Origin of the sequence: Hymenobacter cavernae, assembly GCF_014641455.1 — a bacterium.
Classification (GTDB): domain Bacteria; phylum Bacteroidota; class Bacteroidia; order Cytophagales; family Hymenobacteraceae; genus Hymenobacter; species Hymenobacter cavernae.
The window spans coordinates 628,706-653,673 of sequence record NZ_BMHT01000002.1 but is presented as its reverse complement, the minus strand read 5'-3'; the positions used below and the strand labels follow the sequence as shown (position 1 = coordinate 653,673).

Here is a 24,968-nt window from a genome sequence, read left to right as displayed (position 1 = left end):
GGTCCTGCCAGGCGAGCAGTTAGGGCTTACGTGCTGGTAAGCCAGGGTACGCTATTGCCTGATTTGTAAGTCAAATAATTGATGATCAACAATATATACTTACATCATATGCCCTTAAACCCATCTAGCCTAATCCGACAACCCGTGTTCTGGGCGGGCGGCCTGGTGCTGGCTATCGTGCTGGTGCTGGCTTTCTGGTACGTGAAGCGCCCCACCGATGCCAATGGCAAAAGCCTCATTCTGAGCCGGAAGGAAGAGAGGGAAATCCGCCAGGACCTAGGTCGGCAGGCGGCCCGGCGCGCACACGACTCCGCCCAGACGGCCCGCGCCGATTCGAGCGCCACGGCGCTCTACCAACAAGGCCAGCAAAATGCACTGAACGCCACCCGCCTGCACCAACAAACGCATGAAAAACGCTCTCCTGCTGATACTTCTGCTCGGCACCTTCAGCAGCTTCTCTCAGAGTACTAAGACCGTCACGATTTCGGCGACGCAGGCCGCCAAGATTGAAGACAGCCTGCGGGTGCTGCCCGTCGTGCGGCAGGAGGCGCAGCAGTGGCGGCTGGCTTCAGGCAGCTACCAGCACGCCGCCGACAGCCTGACGCGCGCCCTGAGCCTGCAACGCGACGCCGGCCAATCGTACCAAAAAAGCCTGACCGACCAACAGAAGCTGCTCACCTCCGAAACGGCCGAGAAAACCGAGTGGCGCAGCAAAGCCCGTAAACGCGGCGTCATCAACGTGTTGCTGGTAGCCCTGAGCGGCGTGCTCGTGGTGCTGACGATTAGCAACTAACCACCCAACCTGGGTTTTGCCCCGCCCCGACCTAGGTCCTTCGCTCCCTTTCTCCGCACACACCTGTTTGCACTCTCCTACTCGCCTTGCGCGCTAGTAGCAGCAAAGCCTTGCCTCTTTGGCTTCCTGCAAGCCGCTTGATTTTCAAGTCTTTCGTGCGGCGTGAAAGCGCCTGATGGGCTCACTATCAGGCAGCGCCCCTATCCAACTACGCTCCTATTCATTGCTAATCAACTTGTTAACCCCCATTCTACTATGGCTGCTCTTGATTTTGTGAATGATTTTCCGAGGCTGCTCTCCTATGAGAAGGAGAGCCGGACGGTAACCGTGGGTCAATACTGGATTAAAGATTTCTACACGCTCATCCAGACCATTGATACGGACGGTACCTATGCCGGCTGGCAGCACCTCCATATCTATGCGCACCAGATTGATTTTGACTTCAACGGGCACGCGCAGTTCGGCATTGATCTGACCGACCGCAGCTCACTGCGCTTGTTCACCCGCACGCTCAATCTGCAAGGAAACGGCGTTTTCTCGGTTCTCAGCTACGAGGCCGACGCGGCCAAACAAGCGCACATCTGCGTGCAAAGCTTTGCCAGTAAGAACCCGCTCCACGTAGCCGTAGCGGGCACCGATACCAAGGCCGGCGCCCTCGATCTGCCAGCGGCTTTGACCGGCAACGCGTTGCAGTACACCGTTACCCTAGGTGCTACGCCCACGCCGGCCCCGCTCATGATTCCGCCCGATTGGCAGCTAGGCAATGCCTTTTATTGGGTGCTCAACCAGACCTTTCAGGAGGCCTTTACCCAGTTCTCCAGCAACCTGGAGCAGGCGGGCGCTATGTTTCGCTGGGTGGCCTTCAATACGGACAGGGTGCGCTGGGGCAACGACCCCAACCGGGAAATGCAGGGCCTGGGTTGGCTGGCCGCCAGCATGGCCGCGCGCGCCAACCGCCCCGCCACTCTGCACTACGTGCCCCAGCTCGACATGCAGCAATATCGCACGGCGGTGCTGGACGCCGTGAGTGCCGCTGCGCCCGTGGAGCAGGCCTTCAACAGCTTTATCGAGCAGTCGAACAGCTTTGTGGAGCGGAAGAAACAGGCCGGGCTATTCAAGGACTACATTCAAGGTCAGATAACGAACCTCGCCAACCAGATTGCTGCCAGCCAGGATCGGCTGACGAAGGCCGAAACCGACTTGCGCTCAAACATTAATCTGCTTACAGCTCAGCAGTTTACTGTGCAGCAAGCCCAGGAAAAGCTTCGGCTGGCCGTCGAGCAAAAGGCCATGCGGGTCTTCTTCACGGCGCTGTTTTCGCTAGTCGGCAGCCTAGGTACCATTGCCATGGGCGACCCGGCCGCCGCGGCCGGCGCCGTGAAAGCTGCCGAGGGTGCCGTTGAAACCGCCAAAGCCGCCGGGCAGCTCACCGACCTGCTTTCCAAGCTGAAGAAGGTGGTTGAGGCCCTGAAAAGCTTGGGTGACTTCGCGCTGATCTGCAAAAAGATCAACCGCGAGGTGAACGACATCAACGACACCGATGATGCCACCGACCTGAACACCCAGCCCACCAACGGCGCCGACTGGCTCACCGATACTGAATGGCAGGTACTGCGCGAGCAGTGGGACGGCGAAATCCGGCCCTACACCACCGACGACGACCCCAAGCTGAAAGCCGCTGCCTCCGACTACATGACGGCCGGTCGGGTGCTGGTTATCTACGGCCAGGCGGCCACGGCCAGCCGCTCGGCGATCAGCCAGCTCCAGCAGGACATCTCCCAGCTGAAGGTTCAGCAGAAAGCTCTCCAGACGCAAGCCCAGGGCATCGACGACTACATGCAGGCCGAGCAGGACGACGCCCAACAGTACTTTCAGGTGGCCCTGCTGCTGCGGCAGCGCTACCTCTACATCAAGCGTTTTCTGCTGGTGCAGATCGAGAATTTCCGGGGCGCTTTCACGTATTGGGCGCTTTCGTCGCTTGCCAATCAGGCGCACGGCCTGACCAACCTAGGGTACGGCTCCTCGATCAGCGAAATGGCGACGGTGCTGGTCAGCCTCGACCAGATTATTCAGGATGCGCTCGGCTCGTTCCCCGGCGCGCCCGAGGGCGTCAAGTACCAAGTGGCGCTGCCCCTGGGTTTGGCGGAGCAGGCCCTGCTCGCCGCCCGCAAGCCGCTGGCCATTCCGATTAACCCGATTGACACGGCTTTCCACGGCTACGACCGCATGCGGGTGCAGTACATCCGGGTGCTCTTTCCGGGGCTGGCTGCCAGCAACAGCGGCAAAACTTACTACGTGATTATCAACGACAACAGCGTGTACCAGGACCGCCTGAATGGCACTTACTGGGCTTTTCAGGCCGAGGTGCCCATGCTGAAAGGGTATTCGGCGGGCGTGAACGACGGGCAGCGCTTGCTGGAGGAGGAAAGCAGCCTCGCCACCAACTACGTCCACAGTGCTGAGGTGTCGGCGCAGACCGGCAGCGACGTTTCGACCAACGTGTTTTACACGCCTTCGCTTTTCACCACCTGGAAGATCTCACTGCCAGCCGGCAACGGCGACAACGACACCCTCGACCTCTCGGCCGTGCAGGCGGTGGTGGTGCAGCTCTTCGGCACGGCCATTTTCGATCAAGACGCCAAGTTTCAATCCTCTTCTCTTTTATCCTAAGCTATGCCAACGCAAGACAAACCAACCTGGCTGGTTAACGCGTATCACGCGGCCGCCTGCATCAGTACTGCCGAAATCAACCGGAAGATGGCAGAGGTGTATAACAAAACCGACAACTTTCCGAAAGCCTGGACGGCTAGTGAGCCCGTCGAAGGACAGACCTCTTCCGGCAAGCCGAAGCAACCTAGGTGGAAGCTCGAAGCCACAGAAATCGACGGGCCGCAAGTCGATTTTGCCTCCGACCTGAAAGACGGTGTACAACTGGATACCACTGTGGAAAAAGGCACCTTCACCCACAAAATCATCAACGACGATGATGAGGTGGAGGACAAAGAAATACCCCTGGACAAAGTACAGTTTCGGCTGAATACCAGCATGAAAGGCGTGGTACATGAGGCCGGCAAGGGAGATACGGTCGATCAAGATTTCACGGTGCAGGCCCTCTACGCCGACCTGGATGACCCTAAGCTAATTACCAGCATCGACACCAGCAAAGCCCTGGAATTCGACGCGCCCGACGACACGAAGCGCTCGGTGGCGCAGGTGCTGCTGGACATGGCGAAAGACCCTAGGTACAAGAACCACTACGTGTTTGGCTGCTCGAAGCTGCCGCTGGTCCAGAAAACGGTGGGGCCGTTCACGCCGCGCTACCTGAAGTTCACCACGTACACGGGTAGCCAACCGGGCACACTGAACTGGAACCTGATGGTGGACGCCGCCAACCCAGTAGCAGGCCCCGACGCAAGCAATATGCAGGCCGGCATCTTCGACGAGAACCCCTTGCCGGCCAATGCGCCGGGTGTCATGATCATCTCCTACGGCAAGATCATCGAGGAGCTTGTTGTGCCGCACGGGCTCGACGCCTTTGGCCTTATCGCAAGCCAGTGGAAGAGTGACCCGGATAACGTGCAGTCGAAGTTCTCGGGCAGCAGCATCACGCTCACCGATTCCAAGACCTACACGGGCGAGTTCAACAGCGCCCGCAACACGATTCAGCCGGACCCGGCCAACAGCCGCATCCGCATTGATTTCGAGCTGGATAATGTGCAGCAGATGAAGGTAATCTATCCGCCGGCAAACTCACACGGTACACCGCCTCCCGCCAACTGGAACTACAATCCGCAGCCCGTGGGTCCGCCAAAGTACCGGGTGCAGTGGTCGGGCTATATCAGCTTCAGCCTGGACAGCAAAGGCAACCTGACTGCTTCTTATAGCCAGGACAGTAGCAGTGATTTCAAGATCGAGAAAACCGAGGACGAAGCCATCTGGATGCGGATTCTGGAAGACATTTTCTCCCTGGGCTTTCACGAGCTAGGTCTGTTTCTGGATGACAACACCTTTCACGACAGCATCTCGTCGGCTGTTAACGGTAAGAGTGGCAATGTCACCAACAGCCTGGTTAACGCGGTGGAGCTGCCCGGGGGCGCGGTGTTCGGCTTTGAGACCATCGACTGGATCAACGAAGGACTGCGGATTCATCTGAAATACAAATAAGCAGCGGCGGGGGCGGCGCTTGGCACCGCCCCCGCCACTAGCTGCCACCTAGCTATATGAGCCTACCTCTCCTACGCGGCTACCCGGCGGTGCTCGCCGTGCATCCCGATGTGATTAACATGCGCTATCAGCAGCTGGCCCGCTACGGGTTCATGCCGACCACCTGGGATGCGCACGACCACGGCTGGCAGCTCCACACCACCGTCGATACGCCCTTTATCAGCCTCGATGCGGCCGTGCCGGAAAGTCTGGTGCTGAATTTTCGGGTGAAAACCGGCGTCTTTACCGCCTCCGTTATCGGCGACGACGATGAGGTAGACCAGAAGGATTACCCGCTCGACGGCCTTATTTTCCGCATCATCACGCCTACGCAGCTCCTGCGGGAAAACGTGAACGACAACAACCTGTCGGTTTCGCTTTTCCTGCAACTCGATGCGCCCCAAGTAAATACCATTGTCGAAACCAGCCAGGCCATCAACACGGAAATGCCGGATGGAATCCGGGTGGAGCTAGCCACGCGGGTGCAGGACTACGTGCAGCAGCTGGCCAAGACCAACCGTCAGGCGTTTATTGTTTCGGGAAGCCTCGTAACGAGCGGCGCGAGCTTCAACTCACCCGACCCCACCCAAGCTAGGTTGAGTCTGACCCAGGCTGGCAACCGGAGCAGCCTCAACTGGCTGTACCTCTTGAGCTTTACACCCGACACCGGCAGCCCCGAAGCCGGCCACTTCGACCAGCCCCTGCTCGATGAGGGGCAGCAGGTGGTGTACACCATCCACAGCTACGCCCTGATGCACAACATTGTCATTCCGGCTATGGCCGGGGCGCTGGGCATTGCACCGAGTAGCTTTCACGGCTGGGACGATGCCGCCCCTGGCTACCCAAACGTGTGCCTGAAGGGTGAGCAGCAGTGGCACGGCGGCTTTACGCTCAAAAGCGCTAACATTTACCCGGCCAACGACCACATTCAGGTAGATTGCCGGGCCGAGAGCATAACCACGCAAAAGAATGAATTTCTGGGCATTACCATCTCGTCGGTTACCGTCACTACGACGCTGAGCTGGTCGATATCGGTATCGTTTTCCAATGCAGATGGAATAGTAAAAACCAACTCCTCGGTTTTCAACCAGAAGGCCGAGCAGCACAGCGACTCTTCCATCCTGGGTATTCCGTTCCCGTCGTTCATGAACGATATGATGGACAGCATTCTGCACTCCCTGACGGCCAGTATTGCGGTGGGCGTCGGCGGCAACATCTCGGCGCGGCTGAGCGGATTTTCTATCCCCGGCGGCGGCAGCTTCAACCTGCAATCCGTGGGCATGCGCGAAGGGAATCTGCGGCTTCAACTAATGCCCAGCGGCTTTTCCCGCTTCGCGCCCGACCAGTTAGGCCAGTACCGCTCCCTGCAGGGCGACACACCCGCGGCGCTCTCCGTGCACAACCACACGAATCAGAACCAGCATCTGATTTGGCTTGATTACCAGGGCAACCCGCAGCCTTGCCAAGTTATTGCGCCTAACACGGTGAGCAACCTAGGTTCGTTTGTGACGCACGTATTCGCACTGTACGACGACGCCGGCCGCTGCCTGGACCTCTACCGCCTCGATGCGGCTGGGGCCGTCGGGTTGTATCTGTTTTAGCTAACCTAGGTTGCAGCGTATGCAAACTCAGCCCCAGCGGGGCGACATATCGGTAGAAATTAGCTGGTAAAAAGAACTAGCCCCAGCGGGACGACACTGCGTTTCGATGACCGGTGCCGCCCCGCCGGGGCTAGTGTAGCTTAGGCAACCTAGGTTGGTCCATTAGCAATGCCTCAACGCCACCCCGTCGGAGAGCACGCTTGACCGAGAAGTTGTTTGATCTCGTACTACCTCTTCGTTGTCTGCCTTATCCCCCTCATCGGCATGGAAAAACTAGTGTTGCTGCGCCACGGCCAGAGCGTGTGGAATCTGGAAAACCGCTTCACTGGCTGGACCGACGTAGACCTTTCGCCGGAAGGCGTACAACAGGCCGCCCACGCCGGGCAGCTGCTGAAGCAGAACGGCTACACATTCGACATTGGCTTTACCTCGGTGCTGAAACGCTCCATCAAAACCCTGCATACGGCCCTGGAAGAGATGGACTTGCTCTGGATTCCGTTGCAAAAATCCTGGCGCCTGAACGAGCGGTTCTACGGGGCTTTGCAGGGCCTGAACAAGGACGAAATCGTGGCCCAGTACGGCGCCGAGCAGGTGCATAAGTGGCGGCGCGACCCGCAGGAGCACCCGCCCGCCCTCGACCCCAACGACCCGCGCTTTCCCGGCCACGATATCCGCTACCAGCACCTGACCCACCGCGAGCTGCCTCTGACCGAGAACCTGAGCGAGACCCTGACGCGGGTAATGCCGTTCTGGACCGAGCACATTATGGCCTCCATCCGCAAGCAGCAGAAGGTAATCGTGTGCGCGCACGGCAACAGCCTGCGGTCGTTGGTGCAGTACATCGACCACCTCACCGACGAAGAAGTAACCAGCCTGGACATCCCGACCGGCGTGCCGCTGGTCTATGAGCTAGATGATAACTTCAACCGGATCAGGCACTACTACCTGGAGTAATCAATGGTAGTTGCCGCGAGTTGCCGCGCCGTATCCCGGTCCGATGCCCCAGCCCCCGACCGGTTGTCGTGTACTGCCGGCTGCCGAACCTAGGTATACTTGAAGCCATTGGCTACGGCTTGCTTATCAGCGTCGTCGTGATTGTTGCGCGGCTAATTATTGCCCTGCTGAGTGCGCAGTTCACCCACTGGGTCAGCCGCTACATCGCGGTGGGCGACGCCAATCCAGGGTGGCGCGGCCCCAGCTGGTCTTGCTGATCGAAGCCCAGAATCATGCGCCTTCACACCCGGCGCCAGGAATTGCCAACGTCGTTCCGGAAGGTGTTTAGGTGCCGAGGCGGGCCCGCTACCAGGATTGACTTTCTGGCTGACCTAGGTTCCTTCCGGTATGTTTTCGCCCTCGAAAAGCCTCTTTTTATGCACCGTACAAACTAATCGCCCAACCGTGCGAGTTCACCGCTGAACTGTATCAGCTTTTTATGCTTCGCTTGCGTATTGCTCTCAGGTTCTGATGCCTAAGGAATATACTACTGCGTGCGTTGCATATGATAACTAATTTGCTCGGCCGGACGGTCGTGGTGCTGCTGGCCGTTCTGAGCGTCGCGGCCTGCAATTCGAAGAAAAAGGATTCGGCCGGGGGCCGGGGCGGCTCTGGCAAAGGCGACGGCCCCGCTCCCATAAAAGACTACGCGGTGATGGCCCTGCGGCCCGATACCATCACGCTCTTTCAGGATTATCCGGCCACTATTCAGGGCCAGCAAAACGTCGAGATTCGCCCCAAAATAGATGGCTTCATTGAGGCCATTTACGTGGATGAGGGTGCCAGCGTGAGAAAAGGCCAGCGCCTGTTTCACATCAGCGCGCCGCAATACGAGCAGGAGGTACGCACGGCGCGGGCTGGCATCAAAACGGCGCAGGCCAACGTGGCGGCAGCACGCATGGGGGTTGCCAAAGTGCAGCCGCTGGTAGAGCGCAACATCATCAGTAAGTATCAGTTGGAAGGGGCTCAGTACACGCTACAGGCGAATGTAGCCGCTCTGGCCCAGGCGCAAGCGGCACTCGTTAATGCCCAAACCAACCTAGGTTATACCAATATCGCAAGTCCGGTAGACGGCATCATCGGCACCATCCCAAACAAGATCGGGAGCCTGGTGAGCAGCACGTCCGCTGACCCACTCACCACCATATCGAGCACCGGCAACGTGTACGCCTACTTTTCGCTCAGCGAGAAGGCTCTGCTCGACTTCGTGCGGCGCCGCCCCGGCAACACCTTACAGGATAAGCTAGCCAAGGTGCCCGACGTGCGCCTCCTCCTGGCCGACGGCAGCATTTACCCCTATGTGGGCCGCGTCCGAACGGCTATCGGGCAGATCAACACCGAAACCGGTGCTAGTAGCTTCCGCGCCACTTTCCCCAACCCGCAAGGGCTGTTGCGTAGCGGCAGCAGCGGCCTAGTGCGCACTCAGCGGCCCATCAGCGACGCGCTTATTATTCCGCAAAGTGCTACGTATGAGTTGCAAGGCAAGCGCTTCGCCTATGTGCTAGGTGCCGACACGGCCGCACACGCTGCCGCCATTACGGTAGTGCCTACCCCCGACGGTAGCTCGTTTGTGGTGCAGCAGGGCTTGAGACCAGGTCAGAAAGTGATTGTAGAAGGTGTCGGCGGTTTGAAAGACGGTGTGAAGATCCGACCTAGGTTGGTGAAGTCGGCGAAGCAGGATGTGGCCGTAAGCCGGTAACAGAGATACAGGACCCTATAATCCACCGTCATGCTGAGCTTGCCGAACCGAAGAAAGGCGTAAGCATGACGGTGGGTTCCTAATTGATTGTCAGAAATAAGCATGTTAAAAATATTCATTGAGCGCCCGGTGCTCTCCACCGTTATTTCGGTCATTATCGTGCTGTTGGGCGTGCTCGGGCTGATCAGTTTGCCTATTGCGCAGTACCCGGATATTTCGCCGCCTACGGTGCAGGTGTCGGCTAGCTACGCGGGCGCCAACGCTGATGTGGTGCTCAAAAGCGTGCTGGTGCCGCTTGAGGAACAGATCAACGGCGTAGAAGGCATGACCTACATGACCTCTTCAGCCACGAACCAGGGCTCCGGTAGCATTCAGGTGTTTTTCAACGTGGGCACCGACCCCGATCAGGCTGCCATCGACGTGCAAAACCGCGTGTCCAGCGCCACCAGCTTGCTACCTCAAGAAGTGACCCTAGCCGGCGTAACGGTACGTAAGCAGCAGAGCAGTAACCTGCTGATCTTCGCCCTCTACAGCGATAATCCGGCCTACGATCAGACCTTTCTTCAGAACTACGCCCAAATCAACATTGTGCCGCAAGTGCAGCGGGTAAACGGGGTTGGCGCGGCCAACGCTTTTGGCTCGCTTACTTACGCCATGCGCATCTGGCTCAAGCCCGACGTAATGGCCATCTACGGCCTGACGCCTAGGGACGTAACTGCCGCCTTGGCCGACCAAAACGTGGAAGCCGCGCCCGGAGCCTTTGGTGAAAACAGCGCCCAGAGCTTTCAGTATGTCATCAAGTACACAGGCAAGCTGCAAACGGCGGAGCAGTTCGGCAACATCGTGCTCAAGGGCACAGCGCAGGGTCAATTGCTTCGTCTTAAAGATGTGGCCCGCATTGAGCTAGGTGCCCAGGCTTACAACAACAGCAGCACCACCTTCGGCAAACCCTCAGTGGGTATCTCGGTGAACCAGACACCAGGCTCCAATGCCCGCGAGGTGATCAATAAGTCGGTGGCGGTGCTAGAAGAAGCGTCGAAGTCGTTTCCGGCCGGTGTGCACTACATCAACCTAGTGAACATCAACGATTTCCTCGACGCATCCATTGACAAGGTAATTCACACGCTGTTAGAATGCTTTGTGCTGGTGTTCTTGGTCATTTTTATTTTTCTCCAAGACTTCCGCTCCACTATCATTCACGGCGTCTCGGTGCCGGTGTCTATTCTCGGTACGTTCTTCTTTCTCTACATCTTTGGCTTTAGCATCAACCTACTGACGCTCTTTGCCTTGGTGCTCGCCATTGGCATTGTGGTCGACGATGCCATTGTAGTGGTGGAGGCTGTGCACGCTAAGCTCGAAAGCGGCTACACTTCCCCCCGCAAAGCCGCTATCGACGCCATGAGCGAAATAACTGGGGCCATTCTGAGCATCACGCTGGTGATGGCGGCGGTGTTCCTACCGGTCACGTTCATTACGGGTTCGGTGGGCGTGTTCTACAAACAGTTCGGCATCACCCTGGCCGTGGCCATCCTGATTTCGGCTGTTAATGCACTTACACTTTGCCCGGCGCTGGCGGCGCTGTTCCTGAAGCCGCCCGTTCACGAGGAAGCCAAACATGCCAAAAAGAAGACGCTGATGCAGCGCTTCAGCGTGTCGTTCAACGCGGCCTACGATGCCATGGTCACCAAATACACTGGCGCCGTGCAGTTTCTGGGTGCCCGCAAGTGGCTAGCTTTGATGGGTGTGGCCGGCTTCGGGGTGGGTCTGTACCTGCTGATGACGACTACGCCGAGCAGCTTCGTGCCCAACGAAGACATGGGCACCATTTACGTGAACGTGTCGCTGCCGCCAGCCTCCACGCTGGAACGCACTACGGTCGTTACCGACGAAGTCGATAGCCTCATCCGCGCTATTCCAGCGGTGCGAGGTACGCTCCGCAACACGGGCCGCAATTTCCTGGCTGGCCAGGGCAGCGCCTACGGGATGGTGATTGTGCGCCTCAAGCCCTGGGATGAGCGCAAAGACGTGACAAACGAAGATGTGCTGGAAGAAATAAACAAGCGCACGGCTCATATCCGAGAAGGCACTATTCGCAGTCTGCCTCAGCCCACCATCACCGGTTTTGGCGCCACAGGCGGCTTCACATTTCAGCTGCAAGACCGTGGTGGCCACACGACAGCTGAGTTTTACCAGGTAGCGCAAAATTTTCTGGCGGCACTCAACCAGCGCCCCGAAATCCGGGATGCTACCACGACTTTCAACCCGGGCTTTCCACAATACCAGCTTAGCGTGAACGTGGCGAAGGTAAAAGAAGCTGGTCTCACCGAAGCCGATATCCTGAACGCCATGCAAGTGTACTACGGTGGCTCGTATGCATCCAACTTCAACCAGTTCGGCAAGCAATTCCGCGTGATGGTACAGGCCGACACCCTCTACCGGGCCAGCCCCGAGGGGCTGAGCAAGATCTTTGTGCGCAATGCCTCCGGCGCCATGGCACCTATCACGGAATTTGTGACCCTCACGCGAGTGTACGGCCCTGAGAGCCTGAACCGTTTCAACCTGTTCACGGCTATTTCCGTCAATGGGCAGCCAAAACAGGGAGCTAGCTCCGGCGAGGCGCTGATAGCTATTCAGGAAGTAGCTGCGCAGAAGCTCCCAACGGGCTATAGTTATGAGTTTTCGGGGATCAGCCGCGAGGAGCAGAACAGCGGTCGGCAGTCGCTCTACATTTTTGCTTTGTCGATCATCTTCGTGTACCTGCTGCTGAGCGCGCAGTATGAGAGCTACTTGCTGCCGTTTGCGGTGCTGCTTTCCATTCCTATTGGCTTGAGTGGCACGTACTTGTTTGCCAAGCTTTTCGGCATCGACAACAACATCTACCTTCAGATTTCGGTGATTATGCTCATCGGTCTGCTGGCTAAAAACGCCATCCTGATGATCGAGTTTTCGTTGGCGCGGCGACGTGGTGGCGAAATGGGTATCGTAGAGGCAGCGGTGGAAGGTGCGAAAGCCCGTCTGCGCCCAATTTTGATGACTTCGTTTGCATTCGTGTTCGGCCTCATGCCGCTACTGTTTGCCACCGGCGCGGGTGCAAGTGGCAACAAAAGCATTGGCGCGGGCGCCATCGGCGGAATGCTGTTCGGGACGCTGATCGGGGTGTTTTTCATCCCGGTGCTGTTCATGATTTTTGAGGGTATCCAGGAGCGCATCAGCGGTCCGCCCAAGACGCAGGAGCAATTGGAAGCTGAGGAAGCTGAAGGTGGACCGCCGCCCGCCGGGCAGAAAAAGCCCGAGGACCAGCCCAAGCCTGAACCGGCTATTGCCTAGCTCACGAAAGACCGCTTCGTAGCCCAGGGTTTAAATCCTGGATACTGAACGAGAAGCTGAGATAAACAACACGTCAAAATGACAACCACCCAACTGCCGCGCCTTCTTCTCCCCTTGCTCCTGCTCGCGGCCGGTAGCTGCCAACTCCTGCACCCGTATAGCCGCCCCGAGACGCCCACCACCGGCCTCTACCGCGACGCGGCCACTACCGATACGACCACCCTAGCTTCTCGCCCGTGGCAACAGCTGTTCACCGATCCGCTGCTGCAAAAGCTTATCACCGAAGGCCTTACTAACAATCGCAACTTGCAAGTGGCGGTGGCGCGCATCGAGCAGACGCAGGCTTTGCTGGCGCAAAGCCAGGCAGCCTTCTTACCTAGCCTGAACGGGCGAGCTACCACTACGCTGTCGCGCGCCCGCGGAACGCAGGTGGGCACCAATGCCGGCGGCAGCACCACTACGGGCGGGACTGGCACAGGCGGAACTGGTACAGGCGGAACTGGTACAGGCGGGACTGGCACAGGTGGGACTGGTGGCGGAACAACAGGCGGCGGCACTACTACTGGAGGCGGTACCACCACGGGCGGCACGACTACTACCGATCAATCAACCATTGTGACGGGCGGGGCGCCACGTCAGTATCTCCTAGCCCTGAGCAGCAGTTGGGAGGCCGACGTGTGGGGCAAGCTGCGCAGCAACAAACGCTCCTATGTGGCCTCTTTGCTTCAGAGTGAGGCGTACCGGCGAGTGGTGCAAACCCAGCTCATTGCCGACATTGCGGATAACTACTACTACCTGCTAGCTCTTGATGCTCAGCTAGAAATAACGCGTCAAACGGTGCAGGTCCGTATTCAGGACGTGGAAACGATGCGCCTGTTGAAGGAAGGCGATGTGGTAACGGAAGCCGCCGTGGTGCAAAGCGAAGCCCAACGCTACGCCGCCGAAGTCACTATCCCGGATTTGCAGCGCAACATCCGCGAAACGGAAAACCTGATGGCGACGCTGCTAGGTCGCACGCCCAGCCCAATTGAGCGGAGCACCCTAGCTGGCCAGGACGCAGCTCCACCCCTGCTCACCGGCGTCCCAGGCCAGCTCCTGCGCAACCGCCCCGACGTGCAACAGGCCGAGTACGCTTTTGAGTCGAGCTTTGAGCTGACCAACGCGGCCCGTGCTTACTTCTATCCTAGCTTCACCATCACGGCCAACGGCGGCCTCATCAACACCACGCTTCAGGACCTGTTTTCACCCTCGGCTGTATTTGCTAGTTTGGTAGGAGGACTGGCCCAACCCATTTTCAGCCAAGGCCTTAATCGCGCCCGATTGCGGAGGGCCGAGGGCTTACAACGTGAGTACCTAGCCACCTACCAACAGACCATGTTCACGGCGGGCCAAGAGGTTTCTAACGCGCTGTTTGCCTACCAGAGTGCCACCGAAAAAGCTAGGCTCCGCGCGCAACAGCTGGCGGCGCTCGACAAAGCCGTTGATTATACCCGAGAATTATTGCGCGCCGGCTTCGCCAATTACACGGAAGTGCTTACGGCTCAGCAAAGTCTACTTTCGGCTCAGCTCAACAGCGTGAATGATGTGCTGCAACAGCGACAGGCCGTGACAGATTTGTACCACGCCCTAGGTGGCGGCTGGCGGTAACCTGTAGCGCGGACTTAGCCCACGCCTGCTCGCTCCAAACGTGGACTACAAAGTCCGCGCTGCCCGACAACCTCAGGCAGGTTAACTCGTTCAAAACCAGCGAACACTACACCTTACCTAACCACACGTACCATGGGGAAAATTGCCTTGCACGGGTTTGGCCGCATTGGGCGGCAGTTCCTGCGCGTAGCCCTAGCTCAAAAGTTTTTTGTGCCGGTTTCCGTTTCCGACATTCGGGACGAGCCAACGCTTGCTGCGCTGTTTGCCGTTGATACTAACTACGGGCGCTGGCCCGAACCAGTATCAGGTAGTCCGGGCAAACTCACTATTGGCGAACACGAAATTCAGTACATCAACTCGTCGCAGGAAGTACCAGACTGGGCGGCCCTAGGTGTTGATGTCGTGGTTGACTGCACAGGCCGGGCCACAACCCGCGCCGGCGCCCAACCCCACTTCGACCGCGGCGCCAAGTACGTGCTCATCAGTGCCCCCAGCAAAACCCTGGACGACTGCGACGCCGTGCTGCTGAAAGGCATCAACCTAGATACGTTTGACCCGGCCAAGCACCACCTCGTAAGTATGGGCAGTTGCACCACCAACGCCTTGGCCGCGGTGGTGAAGGTAGTGCTGGAAAACTTTGGCATTCAGTACGGCCTGTTCTCCACGGTGCACTCTTACACCAACACTCAGTCGCTCACTGACCAGCCCATGAAAGAGCGGCGCGACTCCTGGGCGGCGGCCGAGAACATCATTCCTTCGTCTTCCGGCGCGGCCAAAACGCTGAAGTTCATCTGGCCTGACTTAAATATTACGGGCAAAGCCTACCGCGTACCGACGCCCACTGGCAGCATTGCCGAGCTGAACTTAGTAACGGAGAAAGACTGCACGGTGGAGGAAGTCAATAATGCGCTTCGCAAAGCCGCTCAGGAACCGCCGCTGAAAGGCGTAATGGATGTGTTGGAAGACGAATGGGCTTCCTGCCGCATCGTCGCCGACCCGCACACCTCTATCGTCGACCTCCCCCTGACGGCCAAGCAAGGTCAGCTCCTGTCGATAGCCGCTTGGTACGATAACGAATGGGGCTTCGCTAATCGCCTCGCCGAAGTAGCCGCGTTTATAGCCGAGAAGGCTTCTGTGTAAATAAGAACGTTATGCTAAGCTTGCCGAAGCATCTCTACCGCTTCGTTGCGGACGCCAGAACCATGTAGAGACACAATAGTTGGAGTCTCCCCGTTGAACGCCCCGCTTGGAACAACCTAGGTAAACAACATCAGCAATGACAAGACGCAAGATATTGCGTCTCTACCCCGGCCAACGAAACAGCCGAGATTTCTCGCCGGGCCTAGAACGACGGTTTTACAAACCTAGGTCGGGGAGAAGCTGAAAAGACCCGCAACCTAGCCCTCTTCTGCCACAAGCAGAACCAAAGGCTAGGTCTGCTATCTTGCCGGCTTCTCCCCGACCTAGGTTTGTAAGAGTCTCATGCACAACATTGAGCTGATTATTGCGCTGCTGGCCGTCGTCACGATTCTGGCGGAAGTAGCCGACCGTTTCAAGCTGCCGTACCCAGTGCTGCTGGTGGTAGTGGGCATGAGCCTGGGCTTGATTCCCGGCTTGCCCCGCGTAACGCTGGCCCCCGATCTGGTCTTTCTGCTGTTCCTGCCGCCCCTGCTCTACGAAGCGGCCTGGAGCACTTCCTGGCCCGATTTCAAAGCCGCGCGCCGCCCAATCGGTCTGCTTGCGCTGGGCTGCGTGCTGTTCACGACCACCCTGGTAGCGGTGGTGGCACATATGCTCATTCCGGGTTTCAGCTGGCCGGCGGCGTTCGTGCTCGGGGCCATCATTTCGCCGCCCGATGCGGTGGCGGCCACCAGCGCCACCAAAGGGCTAGGTTTGCCGCGGCGCGTTATCACTATTCTCGAAGGTGAAAGTCTGGTGAATGATGCTACCGGCTTGATTGCGTACCGCTACGCCTTGGCGGCCGTGCTCACGGGCCACTTCGTGCTCTGGCAGGCGGGCTTGCAGCTGGTTTGGGTAGCGGCAGCCGGCACCGGAATTGGTTTGCTGGTGGGTTGGGGCGTTTATCACGTACACCGCCTCACCCGAAACGCCGTGGTCGATACCACCCTCACGTTTCTCACCCCGTACCTAGCTTATCTGGCGGCCGAGGAACTGCACGTATCCGGCGTACTGGCCATTGTGGCGGCGGGCTTGTTTCTGGCCCGTCGCGCGGCCTTTATCTTCAGCCATCAGGCGCGGCTGCAAACCTACGCCGTCTGGCATACCACTACCCTACTGCTCAACGGGTTAGTTTTTATCCTAATTGGCCTGGCGCTGCCGAATATTCTGGCCGATATGCAGGCCGACATACCCTGGTGGCAGGCGCTCAGCTACGGCCTGCTGATTACGCTGGTGGTCATCATCGGGCGGCTGCTGTGGGTATATCCCGGCACGTACTTACCTAGGTGGCTGAGTCGGAGAATACGCGAGCGGGAGCCGCAGCCCTCGCTGCCGCTGGTCACGGTTATTGCCTGGACGGGGATGCGCGGGGTGGTGTCGTTGGCGGCGGCCCTGGCGCTGCCGCTCACCCTAGGTTCCGGCGTGCCGTTTCCACACCGCAACCTGATTCTGTTCATCACCTTCGTCGTTATTTTCTGCACGCTTGTGGGGCAAGGCCTGAGCTTGGTGCCCCTAATCCGGTGGCTGGGCATCGGCCCCGATGACAGCGTGGAGCGCGAAGAAGTGGAGTTGCGCCTGTACCTGGCCACCCAAACCACGGCCTACCTCAGCAGCCCCGCCGGCCAGGAGCAAGCCCCTGCCGACGTGCTGACCCGCATGAAAAACCGCTACGAAATCCGGTTGGAACGCCTCCACAACCGCGCCGCCGGCATCATCGCCAGCCGCCTCGACGAAAAGCCCATCACGCAGTTTCAGCAGTTGCAGGAAGCTATTATCGAGTTTGAGCGTGGCGTGCTTGAAAAGTTGCGCCGCGAGGAGAAAACCAGCGAAGAGCTGCTGCGCAAAATCGAAAACGAGTTGGACCTGGAAGAGTCGCGGCTGGCGCTGGATAAGGCGTAAAAAAGCCAGGTGCAGGCAGAATAAGTGGCTCACCGGGCCTTTTGGCGAGCAGGCTGTCAGGAAAGCAGCCCTTTCTGGCTGGTGGCCGTATGCTCTTCCATGGAAGACGCCGAGTTTCCCCGTGGTCAACGCAGCCGTGACCAACGGCAGGTATACATTCAAGCCGCCCGCAACATGCTGCTGGCCTTCGGGCCGCTAGGCCAAGCCACCGAAGGGTTATTCGCCCGCTACGTGGCCGGAGAGCTTACCCTGGAAGGATTCCTGGGAGAGATGAGCAAGCAAAGCACTGGCTGAGTGAGGTTTGCAGGGCCAGCTACCTGGAAGTGTTATAACATCTGCCGGGCAACGGTAAGAAATGTTATACGCTGCAAGTGGTCGTTGCCAGCGTGTAAAACACTTTTCAGCTGGCCGCCGGCAACCCTGACTGACTTACCCCCATGCCACCTAGGTGCGTGTCTTTGAAGCCCGTGGCGTACTTGAGGCCATAGCCCAGCAGCCGGTCGAACGCGCTGTGAAACAGCAGCACCGTGCCGGCCAGCACCAGCAGCGGCTGGCCCAGAACCCAGCCACTGACGCCCAACGCTACGGCTAAGGCTTTGTGGTGGGCCAGGTTGTAGCTCACAGCGCCCACTCGTGGTCCGGCCAGGTAGCCCAGCATGCTGAGGTCGGGCAGCAGAAAGGTGGCCGGCAACACCCACCACGCGTAGGGCAGGTGCGCGAATACAAACAGAGCCAGCAGCATTTCGGCGAGTTCTTCGAGTTTGAGCAGCGTTTTCATGGCAACGGGGGTTGAGGAGTTGAAAAGGAACACTGCAAAATTCAGCCTCTTTCCCGCTACCGGACGATAACAAAAGCTAAGAAAAAAGCCAGCGCCCTTTCAGTGCCCGCGGGCCACCCGTGCCCGAATACGGCTCAGCGAGACGGGCGTGATGCCCAGGTAGTTGGCCACTAGGTGCTGCGGAATGCGCTCCAGGATCTTGGTCTTGCCGCTGCTCAGCAGCGCCCGGTAGCGCTCCTCCGGGGAGAGCAGCAGTTGCTCGACCAGGCGGGCATCCGTACCGAGGAGGTGATATTCGGCCAGCAAGCGCCCAAAACGCTCATACACGGGCCGCTCCTGATAGAGCTGGCGCAGCACCGCGTAGTCGAAGACGACCAACTCGGTATCGACCAGGGCCTGAATGTTAAGCTGGCTGGGCTTCCCCGTCAGACAACCGGCATAGTCCCCGAGCAAATGGTTTTCAAAGAAGAAGTAGGTGGTGCGCTCCTCGCCATCGGGACGGGGGTAGTAGAGGCGACAGGTGCCGTGGAGCAGTAACGCCAGCACGGGCCAGGATTCGCCGGCCTGGAGCAGATGCTCCCCCCGGCGCAGGTGGTGCGGCCGCAGGACCTCGGCCAGCGGCTGCCAGTCTGCGTCGGTGAGCTCGGGCACAAAACGGAGCAGGTAAGCGCGCAGCGGATGCATGGCGATAAAAAATAGCGTTGAGATAGGCTAGTAAACGGCTAAAGTACTATCCTAAACGCTAAATTGAACAGGGATAAAAGTGGCCTTATTTCAAGACTGGGGCTATAACAAACTTTATGTTAATGACCTTTTCCGTGAATGCGACTAGCTGATTAATGCTTTGTGTATCTGGCCTAAGTTCAATACCACGTACTAGAACCTGCATCTTTGGGCTGATGTATGATCGACAGCACTTACTTGAGGCCGCTCTTATAGCCGCCTATGGCTCTGCGGCTCACCCTAACTATGCCTTTGTGACCAAGGCCCTTCGCCAGCAGCCGTATCAAGCAATCGTTGCGGAACTCCGCCAGCAGTTCTCGGTGGAGGACATTACGGAGCCAAACTATGATGTCGCTTTTAGCTATGTCGTACACGCCGAGCGCGAGTACGGGCTTCAACTGTCGATGGTGGCCAAGTACTTCCTGCTCTTTCCCTTTGGCCCGAACCGGACCGCTGAACCGCTGCTTGAAACGCCGCGCACGGAGCAAGAGCAGCGCCTATTCTCCGTGCTGCACGCAAACAGCTTTATGACCCTAGATGAAGCGATACTAGGACAGGTAACGAAGCTGATAGGCGTGGAGTCAGGTCAGCCACTTACATTCTATGAAGCGTTGTTCACGACCGGGTAGTTTCTTGCTCAGCGTGACAGGAAAGTAAGTTGTCGTATAAGTCCAATTATGTAAAGTAGCGTCTAAAACCAGAAGTGGTAAGAAAATCACACTTCTGGTTTTCGCCTTTAGATACAGCATGAGAAACAGGCACTTCAGCAAGGTTTCGTAACCCACCAGACCTAGCTTTTCCGGGGTGCTTTCCGAAAAAGCCAGGTTTCGGCTAACGGCTATCCTTACCGCCCAAACAACAGGTGCTTGCTCTTTTTGGCGAAGCTGTAGAGGTAAGCCGGCAGCTTGTCGACGGCTTTTAACTGCACGATAGACTCGGTCAGGAGCGAGTAGTTGGTTTTGTAAACAGCTCTGGCTCTGGTTGATGCTTTCTTATAGATGGAATACTGAAGGCCCATAAGCGTCTCGTTGTCGACGACGCGGTGCGGGGCCGTGGGCAGCAACGGGTGAATGGCGAGCGTGTAGGCGAGCGGGCCGGTGAGCCGCAGCACGCCGATGCCGCCCGTGCCATGCAGCCACGGCCGGTACTTGTCGATGTTCTGGAGCACGGTTTCGATTACCGCTTTCAGGAACGGGTGGCCGGGCGCGGCAATTACGTGCCACTGCTGGTATTCGCCGCCCGCGATGTGCGACACCTCTTTGGAGGTGCCAAATTCGGCGTGAATCTCGCCGGGCTTGTTGCGCCAGTGCGCCAGCAGGTAGCGGTCCTCGGGCGTCAGTACCTCATCGAGCGGGCGGGTGCACGCACTCTTGATGTCCAGGTACACGCCGCCGTGCTTGTAGAGCAGCAGGTAGCGAAACAGATCGGCGCGGGCGGCGCCGTAGCGCGGATTGATGCGCTCGAAGTAGCTCAGGACAACCGGGCCGTAGTTCTCGCTGATAAACTTCTTTATGTCGTCGTCGTCGTGGAGGAGGTGCTTCCAGCCAGGGTTCATCCGCCTGATGTTATCCACATTCTCCTGTAAATCAGCCGGTAGACTCTTGGTCATAAACGTCTGGTGAATGATGCGGGGAATGCGCGCGCTTTCATCAAACTGAGGCAAACTGTACAGCTTGCTATCAACGAGGTCAGAGAGAGTAAGCTCTTGTGTCATAAGTCGGTCCGATGCTAGGTGATAGAGACGAGAAAGTCGTTCGCTGACGGTAACACTGCCAACTTTGCCCAAAGATGTAAAAAAAGTAAGGGCCTTTTGGATAACGTCAAAAGTCGCTACTACTTTTTCACTAGTCCTGAACGCAAATTATCCTAGGGTCTGCCTGGGTAATACCTAGGTCCGCGGTTATTTTCCAGCTAACTGATCCAGAAATAGATAGCGCGCCCGATTCGCTTCCGGCCCGGCTTGCGTCTTCACGTCGAGGCGCAAGATTTGGCCGCTCTTAGAGGCAGGCCACGTTGGCAGGCCGGCGCCGTTGGGGTTGCCGGTCTTCACGAAGTTGGCAAAATACTGCTGCATCGTCTCCGACAGCTTGTAGTCGTCCGGTGTCCAGGCGTAGACTTTGTTGGTACCTAGGTTGCCCAGCGCGTACTCGATTTCGGCGGAGTGCACGGCGCCTTTGGCCAGGGGTGCTTTGGGCGCGTCGGGAGTTTGCTTCACCACGCCACCGGCCAGGCCGGCGGTGGCATTACCCATTTCGGGCGTCATGGCCGGGCGCGGACGGGCGTATAGGTAGCGGTACACAGGTTGGCCGCCGGTCTGGCCGTGCAGATCGGCCCACTTCCAGGTGCTGTAGGCAATAAACCGGTCGCTGGCCAGGTCGGTGGCGGCGCGCTCGGCTTCGGCGGCGGTGGTGGCAGGATAGAGCTTCAGCACGTCATTGGCTTGTGCGCCGTAGAGCTTCTGCACGGCTTGGGCGAAGGTTTCCGGCGTTGGTGCTTCCTGACCCAGAATGGCACCGGCGCTCATTTCCTGCGAGTTCCAACCGACCAGCAGCGGGACGTGCGCCTGCTCGCCAGCGGCAAAAACTTCCTTGGGCGATTTAGGAAAGAAGTACCCATCAACAATAGCGGAAAAGCGCGGCGCCCCGGGTTTGCCCGCCGCTTCGAGCAATTGCTGCGCCGGCAAGGCCCGCAGCGCAGCCAAGGAGCTAGCTCCCAAAGTAGTAGCGAATGCAGCGCCGGTTTGCTCGGCCTGCGCCAGCGTAGGCAGCGGCTGCAAGGAAAGCAGCGAACCGCTCTCCCCGATTGCGCCGGCTAGCAGCTGCTTCGACAGCGGCGACGCCATTTGGGCACTCACGGAGAAGGAACCGGCCGACTCGCCGCCCACGGTGATTTTCTTAGGGTCGCCACCGAAAGCGGCAATGTTCTGCTGCACCCACCGAATAGCGGCGGCCTGGTCGAGCAGGCCGTAGTTGCCGGACGCGTGGTTGGGTGATTCCTTGGTCAGCTCGGGGTGGGCAAAGAAGCCGAACACGCCGAGGCGGTAGTTCACCGTCACGGTCACGATGCCGCGCCGGGCCAGGCTTTCACCGTCGTAGCGCGGCTCGGAGCCGTCGCCGGCGATGAAGCCGCCGCCGTAGAAATACACCAGCACCGGCAGCTGCTCTTTGCCGGTTTTGGCGGGCGTCCACACGTTCAGATACAGGCAGTCTTCACTCACGCCGTTGGAGCGAAAGTTCATGTCGCCAAAGACGGGCAGCTGCATGGCGCGCGGTCCAAACTGCCTGGCCGAACGCACGCCAGACCAGCGCTGCACGGGTTGCGGCGCCTTCCAGCGCAGCTCTCCCACGGGCGGCGCGGCAAACGCCACGCCCTTGAACGCGCGAATGCCGCTGGCGGCCACGGTTCCTTCGAGCAAGCCATTGGCCGTACGCACCTGGGCGGCAGCGCTGGCAGGTTTAGTTTGGGCCATTGTGGCGAGCGGCAGGGCCACGAATGAAAGTAGCAGAAGAAGTTTCATCGGTAGTTGGGTGGATTGGTAGTCGATGGCCGAATTATAACGAATTGGCAATTAGCAGAGTGTTGTTCTGTAGAGACGCAATATTTTGCATTTCGTCGTTGAACAATCCTGCCAGAACGACGCAGAGCAAACAACATCAGCAACGATTGAGACGCAAAATGTTGCGTCTCTACTCCCTTCGGCTTCTACAACGAATGGAAAAGGAATGCCGTTTCTCCCGCTGGGCTCGACAACCTAGGTTCTTAAACAAAAACCGGCCGGAAACCTAGGTCTCCGACCGGCAGACGCGAGTCATGCAACGATACGCGAAGCGCAGGCTTCGCGCTACAGCGTCAGGCTGCCCGTTTGGCGAATGTCGCGGGAGGAGCTGCCGACCAGCACCTGAAATTTGCCGGGCTCCAGCACCCACTGCTTTTTGCCTTCGTCGTAGTACTGGAAAGCGTCGGCACCTAGGTTGAGCGTTACGGTTTTCGATTCGCCGGGCTTGAGGAAGACCTTCTCGAAGGCTTTCAGCTCTTTCTCGGGGCGCTTCACCGCGGCTTGCTCATCCTTCACATAGAGCTGCACGACTTCGGCGCCGGCCACTTTGCCGGTGTTGCGCACCGTGAGCGTAACCGTGGCGCTCTGCGCGCCGGGCTTAACGGCCAGCTTGCCATAGTCGAACGTGGTGTAGCTCAGGCCGTGGCCGAAAGCAAACTGCGGTGTCACTTTGTAGGTATCGAAGTAGCGGTAGCCCACGAAGATGTCTTCTTTGTAGGTCTGTTTCAGCTCATTGCCGGGTGTGCTGGGGTACTCACCTAGCTTGTGCGCCGGCGAATCTTCCAGCTTGGCGGGGAACGTGAACGGCAGCTTACCCGAGGGGTTCACCTCTCCAAACAGTACGTGCGCCAAGGCATTGCCGCCTTCCGAACCCGGATACCAGGCCTCCACCAGCGCCTTCGTCTGACCAACCCACGGCGATACGTCGATGGGGCCGCCACCGAGCAGCACCACTACGGTTTTCGGATTTGCTTTCAGCACGGCCTGAATCAGCTCATCCTGGCCGAAGGGCATCTTCATGTCGGGCTTGTCGGTACCCTCGGCGTCGTAGGCGTTGTCGCTCCACTTGCTGTAGTCGTAGCCGTGGATGGAGCCACCCACGTAGATTACCGCGTCGGCTGCTTTGGCCGCGGCTACAGCTTCCGCAATCAGCTGCGGATCCGCTTTCTGGTCGCGGGCAATCTTGTAGCCCTGGGCGTAGGTGATGTTGGCCTGGGCACCCAAGGCATTCTTCAGGCCTTGCAGCGGCGTGATTTCGTACTTGGGGCGGAGCTGCGCACTACCGCCGCCCATGGCGTTTTCGCGGGTGGCATTCGCCCCGATAACGGCAACCGTCTTCACCGACTTACTGAGCGGCAGCACATTACCCTCGTTCTTGAGCAGCACAATACCTTCCTCGGCTACTTTCAGCGCCGTGGCCTGGTGCTCTTTCGTGGCGAAGGCGCCGGGCTTGCGCTTGGTGTCGCCCATCATGTTGGTGGCGTACATCACCCGCAGAATGCGGCGCACCTTGTCGTCGAGCATCGGCACCAGCGCTGGGTCTTTCTTGACGGCTTCCAGGGCCGGAGCGGCCAAAAAGAAACGGTCGTAGAGCGTCTGGGTGTAGCCGCCGGTGCGGTCGGGGCGGGCGGTGGTAGCGGAGGCGCTGGCCGTAGCCGCGCTCTGGTCCACGTTGTTGCTTTTCAGCACCAGGTCGGTACCCATTTCGAGGTCGGTGCCGTTGCGCAGGGCGTCCTGGGTGTTGTGCACCGAACCCCAATCACTCATTACCAGTCCTTTAAAGCCCCACTCTTCTTTCAGAATGGTGTTCATCAGGTAGGCGTTTTCGGTGGCGTACTGGCCACGAAACTTGTTGTAGGAACCCATCAGCGTGTTCACCCCGCCCTGCTGCACGGCGGCTTTGAAGCCCGGCAGGTAAATCTCGCGCAGCGCCCGCTCGCTCATTTCCACGTCGATGTCGTTGCGGTGGGTTTCCTGGTTGTTGGCCGCGTAGTGCTTCACGCAGGCCGACACGCCCTGGTCCTGCACCCCGCGAATGTAGCCCACCACCATCTTCGAAATCAGAAACGGGTCTTCGCTGAGGTACTCGAAGTTGCGCCCGTTCAGCGGCGTGCGGATGATGTTGATGCCGGGACCTAGGATAACGTCCTTGCCGCGGAAGTTGGCCTCGCTGCCCAGCACCGTGCCGTAGGCGTACCCTAGGTCGGGGTTCCAGGTAGAAGCCAGGGTGTTGTTGGTGGGCAGGTAGGTGCCCGCGTCGTTGGCGCCCTTCACGCCTTTCCAGTCGCGGCCCTGCTCGGGGCGCACGCCGTGCGGACCATCGGAGGTGACAATCTCCGGAATACCGAGCCGCTCCACGCCACCCGCGGCAAAGGCGGAGTTAGCATGAATCATGTGCACCTTTTCTTCCGGCGTCATCTTCTGAATCAGGGCATTGATCTTAGCATCGTTGGCGGTCAGCGCCGCCTGCTTATTCTGCTGCGCAGCGACGCTTTTGGAGTAGGTGGCGGGCACGCTTTGCGCCTGACTGAAATTTGCCATAGCATAGCACAAAGTAGTGCTCAGAAGGA

At 58.7% G+C, this 24,968-nt stretch carries 20 protein-coding genes; 14 read left to right on the top strand and 6 right to left on the bottom strand.

Going from position 1 to position 24,968, the window contains the following annotated elements; translation table 11 throughout:
- Positions 1–108 precede the first annotated feature (108 nt).
- From IEX74_RS07115 to IEX74_RS07065, 11 genes are all read left to right on the top strand, one after another.
- Entirely contained in the window at positions 109–471 is a 363-nt protein-coding gene (locus tag IEX74_RS07115; RefSeq protein WP_188812518.1) for a hypothetical protein, read from the top strand.
- Complete coding sequence (locus IEX74_RS07110; RefSeq protein ID WP_188812517.1) at positions 407–793, top strand: hypothetical protein; 387 nt, start codon at positions 407–409, stop codon at positions 791–793. Before IEX74_RS07115 ends, IEX74_RS07110 begins: the two co-directional genes overlap by 65 nt.
- A 255-nt stretch (positions 794–1,048) precedes the next feature.
- The gene (locus IEX74_RS07105) at positions 1,049–3,463 is read left to right on the top strand and encodes a hypothetical protein (RefSeq protein ID WP_188812515.1); all 2,415 of its coding nucleotides are present in this window, start codon (positions 1,049–1,051) and stop codon (positions 3,461–3,463) included.
- A 3-nt stretch (positions 3,464–3,466) separates the two neighbouring features.
- The gene (locus tag IEX74_RS07100) at positions 3,467–4,957 is read left to right on the top strand and encodes a hypothetical protein (protein ID WP_188812513.1); all 1,491 of its coding nucleotides are present in this window, start codon (positions 3,467–3,469) and stop codon (positions 4,955–4,957) included.
- Positions 4,958–5,013: 56 nt separating this feature from the next.
- On the top strand, positions 5,014–6,597 hold the full coding sequence (locus IEX74_RS07095) for a VHL beta domain-containing protein (RefSeq protein ID WP_188812511.1): 1,584 nt from the start codon (positions 5,014–5,016) through the stop codon (positions 6,595–6,597).
- A 264-nt stretch (positions 6,598–6,861) separates the two neighbouring features.
- Positions 6,862–7,551 (top strand): 2,3-diphosphoglycerate-dependent phosphoglycerate mutase, encoded by a 690-nt coding sequence (gpmA, locus tag IEX74_RS07090; RefSeq protein WP_188812509.1) that lies wholly within the window; start codon positions 6,862–6,864, stop codon positions 7,549–7,551.
- A gap of 20 nt (positions 7,552–7,571) precedes the next feature.
- Positions 7,572–7,808, top strand: coding sequence for a hypothetical protein (locus IEX74_RS07085; RefSeq protein ID WP_188812507.1), 237 nt, complete (start codon positions 7,572–7,574; stop codon positions 7,806–7,808).
- A gap of 287 nt (positions 7,809–8,095) precedes the next feature.
- The gene (locus IEX74_RS07080; protein ID WP_188812506.1) at positions 8,096–9,289 is read left to right on the top strand and encodes an efflux RND transporter periplasmic adaptor subunit; all 1,194 of its coding nucleotides are present in this window, start codon (positions 8,096–8,098) and stop codon (positions 9,287–9,289) included.
- Between the two features lie 102 nt (positions 9,290–9,391).
- Complete coding sequence (locus IEX74_RS07075) at positions 9,392–12,616, top strand: efflux RND transporter permease subunit (protein ID WP_188812504.1); 3,225 nt, start codon at positions 9,392–9,394, stop codon at positions 12,614–12,616.
- A 78-nt stretch (positions 12,617–12,694) separates the two neighbouring features.
- Complete coding sequence (locus IEX74_RS07070; protein ID WP_188812502.1) at positions 12,695–14,263, top strand: efflux transporter outer membrane subunit; 1,569 nt, start codon at positions 12,695–12,697, stop codon at positions 14,261–14,263.
- Between the two features lie 132 nt (positions 14,264–14,395).
- Positions 14,396–15,403, top strand: coding sequence for a type I glyceraldehyde-3-phosphate dehydrogenase (locus tag IEX74_RS07065; RefSeq protein ID WP_188812500.1), 1,008 nt, complete (start codon positions 14,396–14,398; stop codon positions 15,401–15,403).
- A gap of 216 nt (positions 15,404–15,619) precedes the next feature.
- Here the strand turns inward: IEX74_RS07065 and IEX74_RS23345 are convergent, their stop codons facing one another.
- Positions 15,620–15,751 (bottom strand): hypothetical protein, encoded by a 132-nt coding sequence (locus tag IEX74_RS23345; protein ID WP_262892026.1) that lies wholly within the window; start codon positions 15,749–15,751, stop codon positions 15,620–15,622.
- Between IEX74_RS23345 and IEX74_RS07060 the strand changes: the two genes are divergently transcribed.
- On the top strand, positions 15,746–17,341 hold the full coding sequence (locus IEX74_RS07060; protein ID WP_188812498.1) for a Na+/H+ antiporter: 1,596 nt from the start codon (positions 15,746–15,748) through the stop codon (positions 17,339–17,341). The genes IEX74_RS23345 and IEX74_RS07060 overlap by 6 nt on opposite strands.
- A gap of 99 nt (positions 17,342–17,440) precedes the next feature.
- Positions 17,441–17,635, top strand: coding sequence for a hypothetical protein (locus IEX74_RS07055; RefSeq protein ID WP_188812496.1), 195 nt, complete (start codon positions 17,441–17,443; stop codon positions 17,633–17,635).
- A gap of 106 nt (positions 17,636–17,741) precedes the next feature.
- On the opposite strand, the gene IEX74_RS07050 is transcribed toward IEX74_RS07055, so the two are convergent.
- Together IEX74_RS07050 and IEX74_RS07045 are read right to left on the bottom strand one after the other, a co-directional pair.
- Complete coding sequence (locus IEX74_RS07050) at positions 17,742–18,119, bottom strand: DUF4260 domain-containing protein (protein WP_188812494.1); 378 nt, start codon at positions 18,117–18,119, stop codon at positions 17,742–17,744.
- 99 nt (positions 18,120–18,218) lie between these two features.
- Positions 18,219–18,803: a Crp/Fnr family transcriptional regulator gene (locus IEX74_RS07045; protein WP_188812492.1), complete on the bottom strand. Its 585-nt coding sequence runs from the start codon at positions 18,801–18,803 to the stop codon at positions 18,219–18,221.
- A gap of 215 nt (positions 18,804–19,018) precedes the next feature.
- On the opposite strand from IEX74_RS07045, the gene IEX74_RS07040 reads away from it, so the two are divergent.
- Positions 19,019–19,471 (top strand): hypothetical protein, encoded by a 453-nt coding sequence (locus IEX74_RS07040; RefSeq protein WP_188812490.1) that lies wholly within the window; start codon positions 19,019–19,021, stop codon positions 19,469–19,471.
- A gap of 215 nt (positions 19,472–19,686) precedes the next feature.
- On the opposite strand, the gene IEX74_RS07035 is transcribed toward IEX74_RS07040, so the two are convergent.
- The 3 genes from IEX74_RS07035 to IEX74_RS07025 all read right to left on the bottom strand — a co-directional run bounded on the left by IEX74_RS07035 (position 19,687) and on the right by IEX74_RS07025 (position 24,939).
- Positions 19,687–20,505, bottom strand: a complete 819-nt coding sequence (locus IEX74_RS07035) for a glycosyltransferase family 32 protein (protein WP_229755144.1) — start codon at positions 20,503–20,505, stop codon at positions 19,687–19,689.
- A gap of 237 nt (positions 20,506–20,742) precedes the next feature.
- Positions 20,743–22,359: a carboxylesterase/lipase family protein gene (locus IEX74_RS07030; protein WP_188812487.1), complete on the bottom strand. Its 1,617-nt coding sequence runs from the start codon at positions 22,357–22,359 to the stop codon at positions 20,743–20,745.
- 324 nt (positions 22,360–22,683) lie between these two features.
- Complete coding sequence (locus IEX74_RS07025; RefSeq protein WP_188812485.1) at positions 22,684–24,939, bottom strand: glycoside hydrolase family 3 C-terminal domain-containing protein; 2,256 nt, start codon at positions 24,937–24,939, stop codon at positions 22,684–22,686.
- Positions 24,940–24,968 lie beyond the last annotated feature (29 nt).

Bases quoted from the DNA above. Each gene is read 5' to 3' on its own strand.
- IEX74_RS07115 (WP_188812518.1), top strand. From the start codon at position 109: ATGCCCTTAAACCCATCTAGCCTAATCCGACAACCCGTGTTCTGGGCG.
- IEX74_RS07110 (WP_188812517.1), top strand. From the start codon at position 407: ATGAAAAACGCTCTCCTGCTGATACTTCTGCTCGGCACCTTCAGCAGC.
- IEX74_RS07105 (WP_188812515.1), top strand. From the start codon at position 1,049: ATGGCTGCTCTTGATTTTGTGAATGATTTTCCGAGGCTGCTCTCCTAT.
- IEX74_RS07100 (WP_188812513.1), top strand. From the start codon at position 3,467: ATGCCAACGCAAGACAAACCAACCTGGCTGGTTAACGCGTATCACGCG.
- IEX74_RS07095 (WP_188812511.1), top strand. From the start codon at position 5,014: ATGAGCCTACCTCTCCTACGCGGCTACCCGGCGGTGCTCGCCGTGCAT.
- gpmA (WP_188812509.1), top strand. From the start codon at position 6,862: ATGGAAAAACTAGTGTTGCTGCGCCACGGCCAGAGCGTGTGGAATCTG.
- IEX74_RS07080 (WP_188812506.1), top strand. From the start codon at position 8,096: ATGATAACTAATTTGCTCGGCCGGACGGTCGTGGTGCTGCTGGCCGTT.
- IEX74_RS07075 (WP_188812504.1), top strand. From the start codon at position 9,392: ATGTTAAAAATATTCATTGAGCGCCCGGTGCTCTCCACCGTTATTTCG.
- IEX74_RS07070 (WP_188812502.1), top strand. From the start codon at position 12,695: ATGACAACCACCCAACTGCCGCGCCTTCTTCTCCCCTTGCTCCTGCTC.
- IEX74_RS07065 (WP_188812500.1), top strand. From the start codon at position 14,396: ATGGGGAAAATTGCCTTGCACGGGTTTGGCCGCATTGGGCGGCAGTTC.
- IEX74_RS07060 (WP_188812498.1), top strand. From the start codon at position 15,746: ATGCACAACATTGAGCTGATTATTGCGCTGCTGGCCGTCGTCACGATT.
- IEX74_RS07055 (WP_188812496.1), top strand. From the start codon at position 17,441: ATGGAAGACGCCGAGTTTCCCCGTGGTCAACGCAGCCGTGACCAACGG.
- IEX74_RS07050 (WP_188812494.1), bottom strand. From the start codon at position 18,119: ATGAAAACGCTGCTCAAACTCGAAGAACTCGCCGAAATGCTGCTGGCT.
- IEX74_RS07045 (WP_188812492.1), bottom strand. From the start codon at position 18,803: ATGCATCCGCTGCGCGCTTACCTGCTCCGTTTTGTGCCCGAGCTCACC.
- IEX74_RS07040 (WP_188812490.1), top strand. From the start codon at position 19,019: ATGTATGATCGACAGCACTTACTTGAGGCCGCTCTTATAGCCGCCTAT.
- IEX74_RS07030 (WP_188812487.1), bottom strand. From the start codon at position 22,359: ATGAAACTTCTTCTGCTACTTTCATTCGTGGCCCTGCCGCTCGCCACA.
- IEX74_RS07025 (WP_188812485.1), bottom strand. From the start codon at position 24,939: ATGGCAAATTTCAGTCAGGCGCAAAGCGTGCCCGCCACCTACTCCAAA.